This window comes from Pantoea sp. Cy-640 (genome assembly GCF_011752635.1).
Lineage (GTDB): Bacteria > Pseudomonadota > Gammaproteobacteria > Enterobacterales > Enterobacteriaceae > Pantoea > Pantoea dispersa.
In genome coordinates this window covers 1-13,811 of sequence record NZ_VWXB01000008.1, presented here as the reverse complement: position 1 = coordinate 13,811, position 13,811 = coordinate 1, and the positions used below count along the sequence as shown (strand labels likewise).

The window sequence follows — 13,811 nt, the reverse complement described above, 5'->3', positions numbered from 1 at the left end:
AAACTGTGTTCGATATTGGTTTTAGTGAACTGGTATTGGTGTTCGTGATCGGGCTGATTGTTCTGGGCCCGCAGCGCTTACCGGTTGCGGTGAAAACCGTCGTTGGCTGGATCCGAGCCATTCGCTCGCTGGCTGCTAATGTGCAGAACGAACTGGCGCAGGAGCTGAAACTGCAGGAGCTGCAGGACAGCCTGAAAAAGGTCGAAGAGGCAGGACGCGGCACGCTGTCGCCGGAGCTGAAGCAATCCATGGAAGAGCTGCGTAAAACCGCGGACTCCATGAAGCGCTCGGTGCAGCAGAGCATCGATATCGAAAAAGCGGAAGATGAAGCCAACACCATTCATCAGCCGCCCGCTGCTGCGCCACAGCCCGCTGCCGCACCGCAGCCCGCTGAGCCGCACAGCGTTGTGACGCCGGCCAGCGCGGCACATCAGGCCAGCGCCCCGGCGCAGGCGCCGCAGCCTGCACCAGCCACCAGCCACAGCGATTCCGTCGCGCCTGCGACCACGACCACTCCTCCCGTAAAAGATGAACGATAAACATGGCCGTTGAAGATACCCAACCGCTCATCAGCCATCTGATTGAGCTGCGCAAGCGTCTGCTGAACTGCATCATCGCGGTGTTTGTTATCTTCCTGTGTCTGGTTTACTTCGCCAACGACATCTATCACGCGGTGGCAGCGCCGCTGATTAGCCAGATGCCCGCCGGCGCCAGCATGATCGCCACCGACGTGGCCTCACCGTTCTTTACGCCGATCAAACTGACCATCATTGTGTCGGTGTTTCTTGCGGTGCCGGTGATTCTTTATCAGGTCTGGGCGTTTGTCGCCCCCGCGCTGTATCGCCATGAGCGCCGTCTGGTGATGCCGCTGCTGTTCTCCAGTACGCTGCTGTTTTATGTCGGCGTGGCCTTTGCCTACTTTATTGTGTTCCCGCTGGCATTTGGCTTCTTCGCCAAAACCGCGCCGCAGGGCGTCACCATCGCCACGGACATCACCAACTACCTCGACTTTGTCATGACGCTGTTCATGGCGTTTGGCGTGGCGTTTGAGGTGCCGATTGCCATCGTGCTGCTGTGCTGGACCGGCATTACCAGCCCGGACGATCTGAAAAAGAAACGGCCGTATATTCTGGTCGGCGCGTTCGTGGTTGGGATGTTGCTCACACCGCCGGACGTTTTCTCGCAAACTTTGCTCGCTATTCCGATGTACTGCCTGTTTGAAGTCGGCGTATTCTTCTCCCGCTACTATGTGGGTAAAGGACGTCAGGCGGCAGACGATGAGGAACAGAACCCCGACGCCTGATGTCTTTTATGCAGGGCATCCCGCTGATGGGGTGATGATGAATCTTAACCGCCCGCCTGCCGGGCGGTTTTTCTATCCGTCGCTTTAAGACGGAATGGGGAGCAAACATGTTTGATATCGGTGTAAACCTGACCAGCACGCAATTCGCAAAAGATCGCGATCAGGTGGTAAAACGCGCGCGCGAAGCAGGCGTCACCGGCCTGTTAATCACCGGCACCAATGCCCTGGAGAGCCAGCAGGCGCGTCAGCTGGCGACCCGGCACGCGGGCTACTGCTGGTCGACCGCCGGCGTGCACCCGCATCATGCCAGCGAGTGGTCGGCGGAAACTGCCAGTACGCTGCGCCGCCTGGCTGACAGCGAGCAGGTGGTCGCGATTGGTGAATGCGGACTCGACTTCAACCGGAATCTTTCCGCGCACGAGCAGCAGGAGTACGCGTTTGATGCGCAGCTCCAGCTGGCGGCGGAACTGCAGCTGCCGGTGTTTTTACACTGTCGTGAGGCGCACGAACGTTTTCTGGCGGTGCTGCAGCCGTGGCTGCCGAAACTGGTAGGCGCGGTGGTGCACTGTTTTACCGGCACGCGTGACGAGCTGGAAGCCTGCCTGGCGCTGGGTTTATCGGTGGGCATTACCGGCTGGGTGTGCGATGAACGGCGCGGAATGGCACTGCGTGACATGCTGCCGCTGATTCCGGCAGATCGTCTGCTGCTGGAGACGGACGCGCCCTATCTGCTGCCGCGCGATATGCGTCCGCGTCCGACCTCGCGCCGTAACGAACCCTGCTTTCTGCCGCATATCGTTCAGCAGGTGGCGCACTGGCGTGGTGAACAGCCAGACGCACTGGCGGCACGCGTCGACCACAACGCACGTCAGCTATTCATGCTGGCTTAAACCTTACGGAACTGCTTGTTGTCCACGCTGCGCATCACCTGTTTATTCAGCAGGTTAAGCAGCAGGATTGAGCGGGTTTCACCATCGGGCTCGGCAAAAATAGCGCGCAGCCCTTCAAAGGTGCCGTCGGTGATCAGCACTTCATCACCGACCTGCGGCGTTTCCGGATCCAGCAGGATCTGCGGCGCATCAGTTTGCAGCGCTTCGATCACTTCATACGGCACCGTCGCGGGCATGGCACCAAAGCGCACAAAGTGGCTGACGCCGCGCGTGCTGCTGATGGTGGTGGTGTGAATCGCTTCCGGATCGAACTCAATAAACAGATAGTTGGGAAACAGCGGCTCACTCACGGTGGTGCGTTTGCCGCGCACAATCTTCTCCAGAGCGATCATCGGGCTGAGGCAATTCACCTCCTGCCGCTCAAGATGCTCCTTCGCGCGCAACAGCTGACCACGTTTGCAATAGAGTAAGTACCAGGATTCCATAACTGCTCCCAAATAATGGACGCTAAGAATAACAAACCTGTTGTCAGAGTTATAGCGCATCGGCGGCCGGAAACCCGGTCACACAAGAAAAATCTCTACGAATTTTCCGATTGGTGCGGCGAACTAACGCTTTTCAGCAAGAAAATTGACGTCTGGCGATCATCTGTATCAGACTGCCAACCCATTAGACGAAGAAAAAGGACGGGCTGATGGAACTGTTTTTACTGAGTAATGGCAAAGTGGCCGACGATGCGCCGCTGCTGAGCTATGCGCATCCGCAACTTCACGCGATGATTGCCCAGCGCGGTATCACCTCGGCGGTGCTGGTGCCCTACGCCATTATTCGTGACGATCACGCCCAGCGTGCGCAGGCGTTGTCTCAGTCACTGGGCATTCCGGTGCGCACGGTACATGAGTTCGAGACACCAGTTGCGGCCATTGAGCAGGCGGAGCTGATTCTGGTGAGCGGCGGCAATACCTGGCTGCTGAACCAGATGCTGCACGAGCAGGGGCTGATCGTGGCGATTCAGCGCGCAGTGCGCGAGCGCGACGTCCCTTACGTTGGCTGGAGCGCGGGCTGCAACGTGGCGACGCCGTCGATTCGCACCACCAATGATATGCCGGTACGCAGCAGCGTGGTGCTGCCTGCGCTGGGGCTGTTCCCGGTGCAAATCAATCCTCACTATCTTGATGCGCACGTCAGCGGCCACATGGGCGAAACCCGTGATGAGCGTCTGGCCGAATTCTGCGCGGTGAATCCGCAGGAGTCGGTGATTGCGCTGCGGGAAGCCAGCTTCCTGCACGTCAGTGAGAACCGTCTGCGCTACTACAGCGCGCGCGGTGAAGATTTCAAAGTGTTCCGTCACGGTGAAGCGATTGCCGCTTATCACGATGTGCTGGCCCTGCAGTCGCTGGTGCCGTTTTCCTGTCAGCCCGCCTGACGCAGAAACTCAAACACGCTGGCGTGAACAAACTTATAATGACGCTTCACTCTGGCCGGAAGACTAACGCCGCATGAAATATCAGGATTTACGAGACTTTCTCGCGCTGCTGGAACAGCGCGGCGAGTTAAAGCGCATCACTCAGGAGATCGATCCTGTCCTCGAGATGACCGAAATCGCCGACCGCACGCTGCGGGCCGGTGGCCCGGCGCTGCTGTTCGAAAACCCGAAGGGCTACAGCATGCCGGTGCTGTGCAACCTGTTTGGCACGCCGAAGCGCGTGGCAATGGGTATGGGCCAGGAAGAGGTCAGCGCGCTGCGCGAGGTGGGTAAGCTGCTGGCGTTTCTGAAAGAGCCGGAGCCGCCGAAAGGGTTTCGCGATCTGTTCGATAAGATGCCGCAGTTCAAACAGGTGCTGAACATGCCGACCAAACGGCTGCGTAATGCGCCGTGTCAGGAAGAGATTTTCAGCGGTGACGAGGTCGACCTGGCGCGCATCCCGGTCATGAAATGCTGGCCGGGCGATGCGGCGCCGCTGATTACCTGGGGATTAACCGTCTCGCGTGGACCGCACAAAGAGCGGCAGAACCTCGGCATTTATCGTCAGCAGGTGATTGGTAAAAATCGGGTGATCATGCGCTGGCTGTCGCATCGCGGTGGCGCGCTGGATTTCCAGGAGTGGTGCAAAGCGCATCCCGGTGAACGCTTCCCGGTGGCGGTAGCGCTGGGCGCCGATCCGGCCACCATTCTTGGCGCGGTGACGCCGGTGCCGGATACGCTATCGGAATATGCGTTTGCCGGTCTGCTGCGCGGCAACAAAACCGAGGTGGTGAAGTGCGTCTCGAACGATCTGGAAGTGCCGGCCAGCGCCGAAATCGTGCTGGAAGGCTACATCGAACCGGGCGACATGGCGCCAGAAGGGCCGTACGGCGATCACACCGGCTACTACAATGAAGTAGACAGCTTCCCGGTATTTACCGTGACGCACGTAACCCAGCGGCGCAACCCGATTTACCACTCCACCTACACCGGCCGTCCGCCGGATGAGCCCGCGGTACTGGGCGTGGCGCTGAACGAAGTGCTGGTGCCGATTCTGATCAAACAGTTCCCGGAGATTGTGGATTTCTATCTGCCGCCGGAAGGCTGCTCTTATCGCCTCGCGGTAGTGACGATTAAAAAACAGTATGCCGGTCACGCCAAGCGCGTGATGTTCGGCGTGTGGTCGTTCCTGCGCCAGTTTATGTACACCAAGTTTGTGATTGTGTGTGACGATGACGTCAACGCGCGTGACTGGAACGACGTGATTTGGGCCATCACCACGCGGATGGATCCGGCGCGCGATACGGTACTGGTAGAAAACACGCCAATTGACTATCTCGACTTCGCTTCGCCGGTTTCCGGACTTGGCTCGAAGATGGGACTGGATGCCACCAACAAGTGGCCGGGTGAAACCCAGCGTGAATGGGGGACGCCGATTGTGAAAGATCCTGCGGTTACGGCGCGTATTGATGCAATCTGGGATGAGTTAGCGATCTTTGCCGAGCCGCCGAAGCGCTGATGGCGGCTGAGAACCATAAAAAAGGGCACCTATGACGACGTTAAGCTGCAAAGTGACTTCGGTTGAAGCAATTACGGACACGGTTTACCGCGTGCGGTTAATTCCGGCGGCAGATTTTAGCTTCCGCGCCGGCCAGTATCTGATGGTGGTGATGGATGAGCGCGACAAGCGCCCGTTTTCGCTGGCATCGACGCCAATGGAAAAGGACATCATTGAGCTGCACATTGGTGCCTCAGAGCTGAACCTGTACGCCATGGCGGTGATGGATCGCATCAAAAACGATCGGCAGATCACCGTGGATATGCCGCACGGCGACGCCTGGCTGCGTGAAGACAGCGCGCGGCCGATTGTGCTGATTGCCGGCGGCACCGGCTTCTCCTATGCGCGTTCGATTCTGCTGACCGCGCTGGCGCAGCAGCCGGATCGCGATATCGCTATCTACTGGGGCGGCCGCGAGCTGAGACATCTGTACGATCTGGATGAGCTCAATGCGCTGGCGGTGAAGCATCCGAACCTGAAAGTGATTCCGGTGGTGGAGCAGCCGGCGGAGGACTGGCAGGGGCGCAGCGGCACGGTGCTGACCGCGGTGATGCAGGATTATGCCAGCCTGAGCGGACACGATATCTACATTGCCGGCCGGTTTGAGATGGCAAAAATTGCCCGCGAGCGCTTCTGTGCCGAGCGTGGTGCGTTAGAAGCGCAGATGTATGGCGATGCGTTTGCCTTTATCTGATGCGTGACACGGTGCGCATGCACGTGCCGCTGCAAAAAAAAGCCCGCCCGGTTGGGCGGGAACACGTGCAAGTGTAGTGGTCAACGTATTAAACCCGTTCAAATACCGTCGCGATGCCCTGGCCTAAGCCAATGCACATGGTTGCCAGACCAAACTGTGCATCGCGACGCTCCATCAGATTCAGCAACGTGGTGCTGATACGCGCGCCGGAACATCCCAGCGGATGCCCGAGTGCGATTGCGCCGCCGTTAAGGTTCACTTTCTCATCCAGCTGCTCCAGCAGCCCTAAATCTTTCAGGCACGGCAGCGTCTGCGCGGCGAAGGCTTCATTGAGTTCGAACAGATCGATATCCTGCACGCTCAGCCCGGCGCGCTTCAGCGCCAGCTTACTGGCCGGTACCGGACCGTAACCCATGATCGACGGATCGCAGCCAACCACCGCCATGCTGCGGATGCGTGCGCGCGGCGACAGCCCCAGTTCGCGCGCGCGGCTTTCGCTCATGATCAGCATGGCGGCCGCGCCGTCGGACAGCGCCGACGAACTGCCGGCGGTAACCGTGCCGTTGACCGGATCGAACGCCGGACGCAGCGCGGCTAAGCCTTCAAAGCTGGTGTCCTCGCGAATCACTTCGTCGCTGTCATAGCGTTTCAGCACACCATCGGCATCGTGGCCGTAGGTCGGCACGATTTCGCGTTTGAAATCACCGCGCTGAGTGGCGGCCGCAGCGCGCTGGTGTGAACGCAGCGCGAAGGCGTCCTGCTGTTCACGGCTGATGTGGTGCATGCGCGCCAGCATCTCGGCGGTCAGCCCCATCATGCCCGCCGCTTTCGCCACGGTGCGCCCCAGGCCGGGATGAAAATCCACGCCGTGGTTCATCGGTACGTGGCCCATATGTTCCACACCGCCAATCAGACAGCTGTGGGCATCGCCGACCATAATCGCGCGCGCCGCGTCGTGCAGCGCCTGCATGGACGAGCCGCACAGGCGATTGACGGTGCTGGCCGGCACGCGATGCGGGATCTCCGCCAGCAGCGCGGCGTTGCGGGCGATATTAAAGCCCTGTTCCAGCGTCTGCTGCACGCAGCCCCAGATAATGTCATCCAGCGCGGCGGCATCGACGGCCGGATTGCGGCTGAGGAGTTCGCGCATCAGATGGGCGGAGAGATCCTCAGCGCGCACCTGGCGAAAGGCGCCGCCTTTGGAACGGCCCATCGGCGTGCGCACGGCATCAACAATCACTACGTTTTCCATGTTCATTACCTCAGGCAGTTTGCAGCGCCGCTGCGTCAATCGGTTGAGCGACGGGATACCAGCTCTGATGCTGGTGGGCTTTCTGAACCAGCAGCTCAGGCAGCGCGTACAGTGGGCCGAGCGCGAGGTAGCGTTTAGCCTGATCGACGACATTGCTGATGCCCAGCGTGTCCATATAGCGGAACGCGCCACCGCGGAACGGCGGGAAGCCTAAGCCATATACCAGCGCCATATCTGCCTCGGCGGGGGAAGCGATGATGTTTTCTTCGAGGCAGCGCACCACTTCGTTGAGCATCGGCAGCATCATGCGGTTGGCGATCTCTTCATCACTGAATACCCGCTTCGGTTCACATACCGGCTCCAGCAGCGCATCGACCTCCACATCGGCGCGCTTCTGCGCTTTGCCTTTTTTATCCTGTTCCCAGCGGTAAAAGCCCTGGCCATTTTTCTGGCCGTAGCGTTTGGCTTCAAACAGCACATCAATGGCATCGCGGTAATCTTTCTGCATCCGCGACGGGAAGCCCTGCGCCATCACCTGTTGTGCATGATGCGCGGTATCAATGCCCACCACGTCCAGCAGCCACGCCGGCCCCATCGGCCAGCCAAACTGCTTCTCCATCACTTTATCGATCTGGCGGAAGTCCGCGCCGTCGCGCAGTAGCAGGCTGAAGGCGGCAAAGTAGGGGAACAGCACGCGGTTCACAAAGAAGCCGGGGCAGTCATTCACCACAATCGGCGTTTTGCCCATCTTGCTGGCCCACGCCACCACTTTGCTGATGGTGGCTTCAGAGGTTTGCGCACCGCGAATCACTTCGACCAGCGGCATACGCGGCACCGGATTAAAGAAGTGCATGCCGCAGAAATTTTGCGGACGCTGCAGTGCCTGCGCCAGCTGGCTGATTGGAATGGTGGAGGTATTCGAGGCCAGCACGGCATCATCCCGCAGCTGCTGCTCGGTTTCAGCCAGCACTTTAGCTTTGATTTGCGGATTCTCGACCACCGCTTCGACCACCACATCGGCGCGATCAAAGCCGCTGTAATCCAGCGTCGGCTGAATGCTCGCCAGCACACTCGCCAGCTTCGTGCCGTCGATTTTGCCGCGCTCCAGCTGCTTGTTAAGCAGCTTGCTGGCTTCATTCATGCCCAGCGTCAGCGCCTGCGGATTAATATCTTTCATCTTCACCGGCACGCCTTTCCAGGCCGACTGCCAGGCGATGCCGCCGCCCATGATGCCTGCGCCCAGTACCGCCGCCTGCTCTGGCGTGCCGGCCGCGCTGCTGTGTTTCTTCGCCAGGCCTTTTACGTACTGGTCATTGAGGAAGATGCCGACCAGCGCACGTGCCACATCGCTCTGCGCCAGCGGCACAAAGGCAGCGGTTTCCAGCTTCAGCGCATCATCACGACCTAAGCCCGCTGCCGCTTCGATGGTTCGCACCGCGGCGATCGGAGCCGGATAGTGTTTACCGGCGGTTTGCTGCACCATGCTTTTGGCGAGGGTAAAACTCATCGCGGCTTCAATCGGACTGAGCTTAAGCGGTGCCAGCTTCGGCGCACGACGCGCCTGCCAGCTGCCCTGTGCTATGGCATCCTGCAGCATGGTCAGCGCCGCGCTGCGCAGCTTCTCGCTGCTGACCACCGCATCCACCAGACCGAGCTTCAGCGCGCCCGGGCCATCAATATCTTTGCCGGCGGCGATGATCTCCAGCGCGCTGTCGGCACCGAGCAGGCGCGGCAGACGCACGCTGCCGCCGAAGCCCGGCATAATGCCGAGTTTGGTTTCCGGCAGGCCAATGCGCGCGGTGGGCGTTGCCACGCGGAAGTCGGTCGCCAGCACACACTCGCAGCCCCCGCCCAGCGCGTAGCCGTCAATGGCGGCGATGGTTGGCACCGGCAAATCTTCCAGACGATTAAAGATGCTGTTGGCGAATGTCAGCCACTGGCTGAGCTGCTCAGCGGGCGCATCAAACAGCGACAGGAATTCTGTGATATCCGCCCCGACAATAAACGCCGGTTTGGCGGAAGAGAGCAGCAGGCCGCGCAGCGTGCTTTGCTGCTCCAGTACGCTCAGCGCCTCGCCTAAGGCGGCGACGGTTTTGGTATCAAGTTTGTTCACCGAACCGGGCGCATCAAAAACCAGCTCGGCGATGCCATCGTCAAGCCAGTGCACTGAAAGGGTATCGCCTTGGTAGAGCATGTCCGTCTCCTGAAACGCGAAAGGTGATCTGGTCATACCAGATGATCAGGAGTGTGGGTGTCATGTTAATTTTTTGCAAACGAGAGTTTGCTTATTTGATACGGCGATCACAGCGCGCGCAGCACGGCATCCCCCGCGCGGCTGTGCTACACTGCCGCCACTTTCGCGACATCGGAGACAAGTCCATGGATTCACTGAAAACCCTGTATCACGCGCATATCTCAACGCTGCAGCAGCGTGCGCAACAGGTGCTGGCGCGCTTTAAGCTGGACGCCATGCTGATTCATTCAGGCGAGTTGCTGACCGTATTTCTTGACGATCATGACTATCCATTTAAGGTGAATCCCCAGTTTAAAGCCTGGGTGCCAGTGACCCAGGTGCCCAACTGCTGGCTGTGGATCGATGGCGTGAATAAACCCAAACTGTGGTTCTACTCGCCGGTCGATTACTGGCACAACGTCGAGCCACTGCCGGACAGCTTCTGGACCCAGGATGTCGAGGTCATCGGCCTGAAAAACGCTGACGATATCGCTCAGCTTTTGCCGGCACAGCGCGACAATGTGGCCTATATCGGGCCGGTACCGTCCCGCGCCACCCAGCTGGGCATCCGCAGCGAGGGGATCAATCCTCAGGGCGTCATCGACTTCCTGCATTATCATCGCAGCATCAAAACCGATTACGAGCTGGCCTGTATGCGCGAAGCGCAGAAGCTGGCGGTGGCAGGCCATCGCGCAGCGAAAGAGGCGTTCTTCTCCGGCATGAGCGAGTTTGATATCAATCTTGCCTATCTGACCGCCACCGGCCACCGTGACATTGATGTACCGTATGGCAATATCATCGCGCTGAATGAACATGCTGCGGTGTTGCACTACACCCGGCTTGACCATCAGCCGCCGGCGAAACGTCACAGCTTCCTGATAGATGCCGGCGCAGAGTATCTTGGCTATGCGGCAGACCTGACGCGCAGCTACGCGGCGCAGAGCAAAACGCGCTACGCGGAAATGGTTGCTGCGATGAATAAAGAAGAGCTGGCGCTGATTGCCACGCTGAAAGCCGGCGTGCGCTATACCGATTACCATCTGCAAATGCATCAGCGTATCGCGCGTCTGCTGCTGAAGTTTGAACTGGTGCAGGGGCTGAGCGAAGAGACGCTGGTGGCGGAAAACCTCACCGGCCCCTTCATGCCGCACGGTCTCGGCCATCCGCTGGGCCTGCAGGTGCACGACGTTGCCGGGTTTATGCAGGACGACAGCGGCACGCATCTGGCGGCGCCATCACAGTATCCTTACCTGCGCTGTACGCGGGTGCTGCAGCCGGGCATGGTGCTGACCATTGAACCGGGCTTCTATATTATCGATTCACTGCTGGCGCCGCTGCGCAGCGGTAAGTTCAGTCAGCACTTTGACTGGCAGGCGATTGATGCCCTGAAGCCGTACGGGGGCATTCGTATCGAGGATAATGTGGTGATTCACGCCAGCCGCATCGAAAACATGACGCGTGACTTGCATCTGGCCTGATGGACGCTTACGACATTCCCGCTGAGGCCGTCAGTCTCAGCGAGGAGACCATCAAAAAGAGCCGCTTTATTACCCTGCTGGCGCATACCGATGGGGTGGCCGCTGCGCGCGCCTTTGTGCAGCAGGTAAAGCACGAACACCCGACCGCGCGGCATCACTGCTGGGCCTGGGTGGCGGGCGCGCCCGATGATTCACAACAGCTGGGGTTTTCTGACGATGGCGAACCCTCCGGCACGGCCGGTAAGCCGATGCTGGCGCAGCTGATGGGCAGCGGCGTGGGCGAGATCACCGCCGTGGTGGTGCGCTATTATGGCGGTATCATGCTGGGCACCGGCGGGCTAGTGAAAGCCTACGGTGGCGGCGTGCAGCAGGGGCTGAAGCTGCTGGCGCGCCAGCGCAAAGTGCCGATGCAACGTTTTACCCTACAGTGTGACTATGCGCAGCTGAGCGATATAGAGCGCCTGCTGCAGCGTTTTGACGGCAGCATTGAACAGAGCCATTATCAGGATCGCATTACGCTACGTCTGGCGTTGCCCCATCCGCAGATTGATGGCTTCAGGCAAAACCTTTCTGATTACAGCCGGGGCGCTTTGGCGCTGATCCCGCTGGACAACTAACCGCATCTGTTTAAAGGAAACGGCTGAATGCATTTTCGCGCCATTACCCGCATCGTGGGCCTGCTGGTGATTCTGTTCTCGGTAACCATGATCCTGCCTGGCTTAGTGGCCCTGATTTATCGCGACGGTGCCGGGCGCGCGTTCAGTCAGACGTTTATGATGGCGATCGTCATCGGTTCGCTGCTGTGGTGGCCCAACCGCAAACAAAAAAGTGAGCTGAAACCGCGTGAAGGCTTTCTGATTGTAGTGCTGTTCTGGACCGTGCTGGGCAGCGTGGGGGCAATGCCGTTTATCTTCGCCGAGCAGCCACATCTGTCAGTGACCGACGCCTTCTTCGAATCGTTCTCTGGCTTAACCACCACCGGTGCCACTACGTTAGTAGGGCTCGACTCGCTGCCCAAAGCGATTCTGTTCTATCGTCAGATGCTGCAGTGGCTCGGCGGTATGGGGATCATCGTGCTGGCGGTGGCCATTCTGCCGATTCTCGGCGTCGGCGGCATGCAGCTGTACCGCGCCGAGATGCCGGGACCGCTGAAAGATAACAAAATGCGCCCGCGTATTGCCGAAACGGCTAAAACCCTGTGGCTGATTTATGTGCTGCTAACGGTGGCCTGTGCGCTGGCGCTGTGGCTGGCGGGCATGCCGATGTTTGATGCTATCGGCCACAGCTTCTCGACCATCGCTATCGGCGGTTTTTCAACCCATGATGCCAGCATCGGCTACTTCAATAGCCCGACTATTAATACCATCGTGGCGATTTTCCTGCTGATCTCCGGCTGTAACTACGGCCTGCACTTCTCGTTGCTCAGCGGGCGAAACCTGAAAGTTTACTGGCGCGATCCGGAATTCCGCATGTTCATTGGCGTGCAGCTGACGCTGGTGCTGATTTGTACCCTGGTGCTGTGGTTCCATAATGTCTATTCCAGCGGCTGGCAAACCCTCAATCAGGCGTTTTTCCAGGTGGTATCGATGGCGACGACGGCGGGCTTTACCACCGACAGTATTGCGCGCTGGCCGCTGTTCCTGCCGGTACTGCTGCTGTGTTCAGCCTTTATCGGCGGTATGGCGGGTTCGACCGGCGGTGGTCTGAAGGTGATTCGTATTCTGCTGCTGTGCAAGCAGGGGTCGCGCGAACTGAAACGCCTGGTGCATCCCAATGCGGTCTATACCATTAAACTGGGGAACCGTGCGCTGCCGGAACGTATTCTCGAAGCGGTGTGGGGCTTTTTCTCGGCTTACGCGCTGGTGTTTCTGGTCAGCATGCTGGCGATTATCGCCACCGGCGTGGATGACTTCTCGGCCTTCGCCGCGGTGGCGGCGACGCTGAATAACCTTGGCCCGGGTCTGGGTGTGGTGGCAGATAACTTCACGTCGATGAATGATGTCGCCAAGTGGATTTTAATCTCCACCATGCTGTTTGGACGCCTTGAAGTGTTCACGCTGCTGGTGCTGTTCACGCCCACCTTCTGGCGCGAATAATAAAACAGGAATGAGTGATGAAAGCGTTAATTCTTTATTCCAGCCGTGACGGGCAAACCCGTGAAATCGCGGCGCGTATTGCCCGCACGCTGACACCGCAGCAGCTGTGCGATGTGCTGGATCTGGCGCAGGCACCGCAGGTGGAGTGGGCACAGTATGATCGCGTGCTGATTGGCGCCTCGATCCGCTATGGTCATTTCCAGCCCGAGCTGATGAAATTCGTCACGCAACATAAAGCGGCACTGCAGCAGCGCGTCAGCGGCTTTTTCAGCGTCAATCTTACTGCGCGCAAAGCCGATAAGTGCACGCCGGAAACCAATGCCTATACGCGTAAGTTCCTGGCGCAGTCACCGTGGCAGCCGGATCGCTGTGCGGTGTTTGCCGGTGCGCTGCGCTATCCACGCTATCGCTGGTTCGATCGCATCATGATTCAGTTCATTATGCGTATGACCGGCGGCGAAACGGATACATCGAAGGAAGTTGAATACACCGACTGGGAGAAAGTCACGCGTTTTGCCCAGGATTTCGCACAGTTACCAGGCAAATTGCCGCAAAATAACGCGTAGTGGTGAAATTTAGGCCGAACGATCATTTTTTTGCAATAAACCCTTGTCAGCCAGAATTAACTCCCTATAATGCGCCACCACTGAGACGGCAAAGCGGCAACGCAGACGGCTCAGCAGGGCGTGAAGTGATTCACCCCGCCGGAGAAAAACGCTGAAAAAAGTGTTTGACTCTGAAGGAGGAAAGCGTAATATACGCCACCTCGCGACAGCAGGCCGAGCGCCGCGTCGCACCGCTCTTTAACAATTTATCAGACAATCTGTGTGGGCACTCGCAGG

The 13,811-nt window shown here is 59.0% G+C and carries 13 protein-coding genes; 10 read left to right on the top strand and 3 right to left on the bottom strand.

Translation table 11 applies throughout. The features are described 5' to 3' along the window. Positions 1–5 precede the first annotated feature (5 nt). From tatB to tatD, 3 genes are all read left to right on the top strand, one after another. The gene (gene tatB, locus F3J36_RS18135; RefSeq protein ID WP_166720199.1) at positions 6–539 is read left to right on the top strand and encodes a Sec-independent protein translocase protein TatB; all 534 of its coding nucleotides are present in this window, start codon (positions 6–8) and stop codon (positions 537–539) included. Between the two features lie 2 nt (positions 540–541). After that, the gene (gene tatC, locus F3J36_RS18130; protein WP_021506945.1) at positions 542–1,303 is read left to right on the top strand and encodes a Sec-independent protein translocase subunit TatC; all 762 of its coding nucleotides are present in this window, start codon (positions 542–544) and stop codon (positions 1,301–1,303) included. Positions 1,304–1,410: 107 nt separating this feature from the next. Beyond that, the gene (gene tatD, locus F3J36_RS18125; RefSeq protein ID WP_166720198.1) at positions 1,411–2,193 is read left to right on the top strand and encodes a 3'-5' ssDNA/RNA exonuclease TatD; all 783 of its coding nucleotides are present in this window, start codon (positions 1,411–1,413) and stop codon (positions 2,191–2,193) included. Here tatD and rfaH read toward each other — a convergent pair. Further along, on the bottom strand, positions 2,190–2,678 hold the full coding sequence (rfaH, locus tag F3J36_RS18120; RefSeq protein ID WP_031279607.1) for a transcription/translation regulatory transformer protein RfaH: 489 nt from the start codon (positions 2,676–2,678) through the stop codon (positions 2,190–2,192). The two genes, tatD and rfaH, sit on opposite strands and share 4 nt — an antisense overlap. A gap of 209 nt (positions 2,679–2,887) precedes the next feature. Here rfaH and pepE point away from each other — a divergent pair, with 209 nt between their 5' ends. From pepE to fre, 3 genes are all read left to right on the top strand, one after another. Beyond that, entirely contained in the window at positions 2,888–3,619 is a 732-nt protein-coding gene (pepE, locus tag F3J36_RS18115; protein WP_058758126.1) for a dipeptidase PepE, read from the top strand. A 73-nt stretch (positions 3,620–3,692) separates the two neighbouring features. Next, on the top strand, positions 3,693–5,177 hold the full coding sequence (ubiD, locus tag F3J36_RS18110; RefSeq protein ID WP_166720197.1) for a 4-hydroxy-3-polyprenylbenzoate decarboxylase: 1,485 nt from the start codon (positions 3,693–3,695) through the stop codon (positions 5,175–5,177). A gap of 31 nt (positions 5,178–5,208) precedes the next feature. Continuing rightward, on the top strand, positions 5,209–5,910 hold the full coding sequence (fre, locus tag F3J36_RS18105) for an NAD(P)H-flavin reductase (RefSeq protein WP_021506940.1): 702 nt from the start codon (positions 5,209–5,211) through the stop codon (positions 5,908–5,910). An 88-nt stretch (positions 5,911–5,998) separates the two neighbouring features. Here the strand turns inward: fre and fadA are convergent, their stop codons facing one another. Together fadA and fadB are read right to left on the bottom strand one after the other, a co-directional pair. Further along, positions 5,999–7,162 carry an acetyl-CoA C-acyltransferase FadA gene (gene fadA / locus F3J36_RS18100; protein ID WP_166720196.1) on the bottom strand — a complete coding sequence of 388 codons (1,164 nt, stop codon included), beginning with the start codon at positions 7,160–7,162 and terminating at the stop codon, positions 5,999–6,001. Between the two features lie 10 nt (positions 7,163–7,172). Continuing rightward, complete coding sequence (fadB, locus tag F3J36_RS18095) at positions 7,173–9,356, bottom strand: fatty acid oxidation complex subunit alpha FadB (protein ID WP_058771080.1); 2,184 nt, start codon at positions 9,354–9,356, stop codon at positions 7,173–7,175. A gap of 185 nt (positions 9,357–9,541) precedes the next feature. On the opposite strand from fadB, the gene pepQ reads away from it, so the two are divergent. From pepQ to hemG, 4 genes are read left to right on the top strand one after another with little or no spacing between them, the layout of a single operon-like run. After that, the gene (gene pepQ / locus F3J36_RS18090; protein WP_058758128.1) at positions 9,542–10,873 is read left to right on the top strand and encodes a Xaa-Pro dipeptidase; all 1,332 of its coding nucleotides are present in this window, start codon (positions 9,542–9,544) and stop codon (positions 10,871–10,873) included. Further along, on the top strand, positions 10,873–11,490 hold the full coding sequence (locus tag F3J36_RS18085; RefSeq protein WP_021506936.1) for an IMPACT family protein: 618 nt from the start codon (positions 10,873–10,875) through the stop codon (positions 11,488–11,490). The genes pepQ and F3J36_RS18085 overlap by 1 nt, the downstream gene beginning before the upstream one ends. A 27-nt stretch (positions 11,491–11,517) precedes the next feature. Next, on the top strand, positions 11,518–12,969 hold the full coding sequence (trkH, locus tag F3J36_RS18080; RefSeq protein ID WP_021506935.1) for a Trk system potassium transporter TrkH: 1,452 nt from the start codon (positions 11,518–11,520) through the stop codon (positions 12,967–12,969). 17 nt (positions 12,970–12,986) lie between these two features. Beyond that, positions 12,987–13,535 carry a menaquinone-dependent protoporphyrinogen IX dehydrogenase gene (gene hemG, locus F3J36_RS18075; protein WP_058781596.1) on the top strand — a complete coding sequence of 183 codons (549 nt, stop codon included), beginning with the start codon at positions 12,987–12,989 and terminating at the stop codon, positions 13,533–13,535. The last annotated feature ends 276 nt before the right edge of the window (positions 13,536–13,811 follow it).

Coding starts and splice junctions, on each gene's coding strand:
- ubiD (WP_166720197.1), top strand. CDS start 3,693: ATGAAATATCAGGATTTACGAGACTTTCTCGCGCTGCTGGAACAGCGC.
- rfaH (WP_031279607.1), bottom strand. CDS start 2,678: ATGGAATCCTGGTACTTACTCTATTGCAAACGTGGTCAGCTGTTGCGC.
- tatD (WP_166720198.1), top strand. CDS start 1,411: ATGTTTGATATCGGTGTAAACCTGACCAGCACGCAATTCGCAAAAGAT.
- fre (WP_021506940.1), top strand. CDS start 5,209: ATGACGACGTTAAGCTGCAAAGTGACTTCGGTTGAAGCAATTACGGAC.
- fadA (WP_166720196.1), bottom strand. CDS start 7,162: ATGGAAAACGTAGTGATTGTTGATGCCGTGCGCACGCCGATGGGCCGT.
- F3J36_RS18085 (WP_021506936.1), top strand. CDS start 10,873: ATGGACGCTTACGACATTCCCGCTGAGGCCGTCAGTCTCAGCGAGGAG.
- tatC (WP_021506945.1), top strand. CDS start 542: ATGGCCGTTGAAGATACCCAACCGCTCATCAGCCATCTGATTGAGCTG.
- pepQ (WP_058758128.1), top strand. CDS start 9,542: ATGGATTCACTGAAAACCCTGTATCACGCGCATATCTCAACGCTGCAG.
- pepE (WP_058758126.1), top strand. CDS start 2,888: ATGGAACTGTTTTTACTGAGTAATGGCAAAGTGGCCGACGATGCGCCG.
- fadB (WP_058771080.1), bottom strand. CDS start 9,356: ATGCTCTACCAAGGCGATACCCTTTCAGTGCACTGGCTTGACGATGGC.
- hemG (WP_058781596.1), top strand. CDS start 12,987: ATGAAAGCGTTAATTCTTTATTCCAGCCGTGACGGGCAAACCCGTGAA.
- trkH (WP_021506935.1), top strand. CDS start 11,518: ATGCATTTTCGCGCCATTACCCGCATCGTGGGCCTGCTGGTGATTCTG.